The organism is Candidatus Binataceae bacterium (assembly GCA_036495685.1).
GTDB lineage: Bacteria > Desulfobacterota > Binatia > Binatales > Binataceae > JAFAHS01.
On sequence record DASXMJ010000111.1, the window covers coordinates 1 to 3,832 of the forward strand.

Sequence of the window (3,832 nt, forward strand, 5' to 3'; positions counted from 1 at the left end):
CTTCCACAGCCGACCATCGCGGTCATACAGGTCAGACGCGGTTATGAACCATCCTTCTGAATCGATATACAAAATCCTTTTCGGGATGAGTGTGCTGGCGCTGAGCGCCGAACCAGGCTTTGCGGTCGCCTCGATCACATAAATGCGGCGTGGCTGCCAATTCTCGCAGACTGTACGACCTCCATCGTTAGCGCAGGGCGTCGCGGGCGAATTCCCATCCACCGACGCAAGCATCGAACGTTCGCCCAGAAGCCGATAGCTGTACTCTGTGATCTTTCCCGAGAATCCGAACGCGGAGTTCGGATCAAGTGTCGATGCGTAAGTCGTCGCGCCTCCCCCTCCCGACCGGGTGCCGGCACCACTGATCCGGGCGACACCAAAGGCGTCGGAAAGCTCGGAAGCTGGCAGACGCCGGAGACGCCTGCTGCTGGAGCTATACTCCCATGCGTAGTCTTCGACTTTCGGTAGAATGGAACGCTCGCGAACAATTCCTGCGCCACGCATTTCGGCCGGCTCGAGCACTGGATACACTCCGCCACGCGAGGCGATACCCATGTTCAAGACTCCGGGATCGATAGGCACTGGTGCCACCTCGGTCCGGCCTATGTAGTTGTACAAACCGAAATGACCGAAGGCGAAATGCTCGATTTCATCCGACGAACCAGCGGCATAGCTCTGGGTCTCGACATTCCGAGCGTCGACATCGTCGGTGTACATGGGGCGAAACTCAAAGTTCCACATGATCTTGCTCGCCGCCTGCGGATCGTCGGCGTCAACCATCGGGAAGGGCAGACCGGCGACATAGTTCGCGAGGTTTCCGTCCGGCGAGAGACCAACTTGTGACGAATACTTTTCGGTGGCGGCCTTATACGGCGGCGGCCATTCCAACTGGCCAGTCGGAACGATGCGCATTGCCATGCCTTGTTGGACAAGAAACATGTTTCCCGGACTTACCAGTCCCGCGACCTTTGAAGCATTGTCGCGAGTGATAAGGTCCCCGGGCTTTACCTGTGCGCTCGCGGGGGATGTCGAGGAGCAGGCGAGCACAATGGCGAGAGTAACGATGGCAGTAATCCGATTGTATTTCATAGAGTCCTTCCTTTCTCGATTTTGATTTGAGAAACGTGGAACCGTTTGGAGATTCACCGCAGTGGGGAAACGGACGCGCTTGAGGTAGCGGACGATAAGCCTGGAGACTTGTCGTTCCGAAGGGCAGCTCCGAGCGTTTGCCTGATGAGATTGTCGATGCTGATCCATCCGGCCCCTGAAATCATCAGCCAGAAATAGACCAATGCGTAGAGAGGCTCATCGAGCTCGACGAAGTCGTCCAGGCCGGCGACGTTCTTCAATTTAACCGTGATGATCGCGACCGCCATGTTGATCATCATAGGGATTGAAACAAAGCGCATCCCGAGCCCCACCACGGTCAACGCTCCGCCGATACACTCGGTGTATGCAGAAAGGGCAGCATTGAAGGCCGGGTGCGGTATGTCCCATTCCATGAACCGCTGGGTAAATGCGTCGAGGTTGTGCAGCTTGGCCCATCCGGTCTCGAAAAAGAAATACCCGACAAACAGGCGCATAAGCAGCGCTGCGAGCCAGTTGAATGACGAGAGCCGCCGTAGGAACTCTTCCACGATGGCTATCAACGATTCGAGTTTGCGCATGTCAGGCCCGTCTCCTTGGTCGTCTGTCGGAAAGTACTCAGCAAGAGATGAAAAGTTACGCCGCTCTCCAGCGACGCAACTCCTGGCAATGTGGCCTGTAACTTTTCGTTGGTCTGCCGGAATAACCAATCGTTGGCACAAGTAGGGGTCGCCGCGGTTCAGCGGTTCGGCACGGTCGGTACGCAATACTTTCAGTCCGCATTAAGCGGAGAGGAGAACCACGATGAACAAAGGAACGAAGGGAGCACTGCTCGCGTCTGCGGTCGCCACGCTGTTTCTAGCAACCGCGGCTGTGGCCCAGGACTCAGGGGCGATGTCGTCCAGCAGCTCACAAGCCCAGCCCGCGAAGGTCAAGTGCGTGGGAGCTAACGCTTGCAAGGGCCAGAGTTCCTGCAAGAGTGCCCAGAACGACTGCAAGGGCCAGAACGCGTGCAAGGGCAAAGGTTTCGTAAACACCTCGAGCCAGGATGAGTGCACGCAGAAAGGCGGACATACTGAGTCGTAGGTAGCGGAGTCCCGGTCGGAGCGCGCTGTCCCTCGCCCCGGCGCGTTCCGCCAGGACTCAAAACAATTTCCAAAGCTGATTGCGTCGGTCGTATGCATCATGAAGCGAGCTGATTTTCCATTTCTTGGTTTCGGCGTCGGACTGCGGCGGCAGCATTACACGCACGTTCTCGACGCGCATCCGCCCGTCGATTGGTTCGAGGTGGTCTCAGAAAATTTCATAGTGCCCGGCGGCCGCCCGTTGCAGATTCTCGAAAGGGTGCGCGAGCATTATCCGATCGTGCTGCATGGCGTATCGATGTCGCTCGGCTCGACTGATCCTCTCAATCGGGAATACCTGGCCGGTCTGCGTGATCTTGCTCGGCGTTTCGAGCCGGCCTGGGTTTCCGACCATTTATGTTGGACCGGGGTGGGAGGCCAGAATCTGCACGATCTCCTGCCGCTGCCTTACACAGAAGAATCGGTCTTATGGGTAGCTGGGCGAATTCGTCAGGTCCAGGAAATACTCGAGCGCCCAATCCTGATTGAAAACGTATCGAGCTACATGACTTTCAAGCATTCGACGATGAGCGAGTGCGATTTCTTGAGCGCCGTCGCAGAAGAGTCTGATTGCTGCATCCTACTGGACATCAATAATGTCTACGTCAGCGCATTCAACCACGGCTTCGATCCTGTGCAGTACATAGAATCAGTGCCCGCGGAGCGCGTGGTCCAATACCATCTGGCGGGGCACAGCGATCACGGCTCGTACCTGCTCGACACCCATGACCATCCGATACGATCCGAGGTGTGGGTGCTCTACGAGAAGGCCGTGAGCCGTTTCGGGAAGGTTTCCGCGTTGGTCGAATGGGACGACAACATCCCGGAGTTTCCCATTCTCGAGGCGAACGCTAACGAAGCACGCATGAGGCATGAGGCGGCGTCGAGCCTACTTGCGTTCGAGGAACCCGAATGCAACCCCGCCTAGCCGACCTGCAGCAGCTGCTCTGCCGCCTCATAACGGCACCCAACGGAGTCGAAGAGGGACTCGGCGCCGAGAGGTGTTTGCCGGCGGGCGGCCTTGACGCGCTGGTAGTGGGCGATGCGCACGTTTCAGCCATTGAGCGGGTCAACATCTACGCCAACATGTACTTCTATCGGCTCTTGGATGCGATCAAGGAAGACTTTCCCGCGACCCTCGCGATCCTGGGCGAAGTGAATTTCCACAATCTGATCACAGGCTATCTGATTGCCTACCCTCCCAGTCAGCCGTCGATCGCGGATGCGTCGCGGCATCTTGCGGCGTTCGCGAGCAGTTCAGAGTGGATCGATCGATTTCCTTACCTGGCCGACCTGGTCCGCGTGGAGCGTGCGATAGTCGAAGTTTTTCTGGCCCCGGACGCGATCCCGCTAAGCTTGGAGGAGTTGCGGCTGACTCCACCGTCGGAGTGGCCATCGATCCGTCTGGGCCTCCATCCGGCAGTTCAACTTCTCGCCTGCGATTGGAGAGTCGATGACTTGCTGCGTGTTACCGAGGAGCGGGGAGCTGTTGGCCTGGCGCTTCACAAGTCGAACACGATCATGGTCTGGCGCAAGAAGTACGCCTGCCACCGTGCGCTCGAAGAGGTCGAACTGAACGCCCTCGCCGCTCTCTGTTGGGGCGAGGAGTTCGTGCTCGCGTG

General features: G+C 57.9%; 5 protein-coding genes. 3 read left to right on the top strand and 2 right to left on the bottom strand.

Features of this window, described 5'->3' with window-relative positions; translation table 11 throughout:
- Together VGI36_11225 and VGI36_11230 are read right to left on the bottom strand one after the other, a co-directional pair.
- The coding region (locus tag VGI36_11225; protein ID HEY2485715.1) for a DUF1329 domain-containing protein at nt 1-1,089 on the bottom strand (1,089 nt) is incomplete at its 3' end.
- Nucleotides 1,090-1,142: 53 nt separating this feature from the next.
- Nucleotides 1,143-1,667, bottom strand: coding sequence for a DoxX family protein (locus VGI36_11230; GenBank protein HEY2485716.1), 525 nt, complete (start codon nt 1,665-1,667; stop codon nt 1,143-1,145).
- 223 nt (nt 1,668-1,890) lie between these two features.
- Here VGI36_11230 and VGI36_11235 point away from each other — a divergent pair, with 223 nt between their 5' ends.
- From VGI36_11235 to VGI36_11245, 3 genes are all read left to right on the top strand, one after another.
- Nucleotides 1,891-2,172: a hypothetical protein gene (locus VGI36_11235; GenBank protein ID HEY2485717.1), complete on the top strand. Its 282-nt coding sequence runs from the start codon at nt 1,891-1,893 to the stop codon at nt 2,170-2,172.
- Nucleotides 2,173-2,271: 99 nt separating this feature from the next.
- On the top strand, nt 2,272-3,138 hold the full coding sequence (locus VGI36_11240) for a DUF692 domain-containing protein (protein ID HEY2485718.1): 867 nt from the start codon (nt 2,272-2,274) through the stop codon (nt 3,136-3,138).
- Nucleotides 3,123-3,832 (top strand): DNA-binding domain-containing protein (locus VGI36_11245; GenBank protein ID HEY2485719.1); only part of this gene is annotated, 710 nt, incomplete at its 3' end. The genes VGI36_11240 and VGI36_11245, both read left to right, overlap by 16 nt.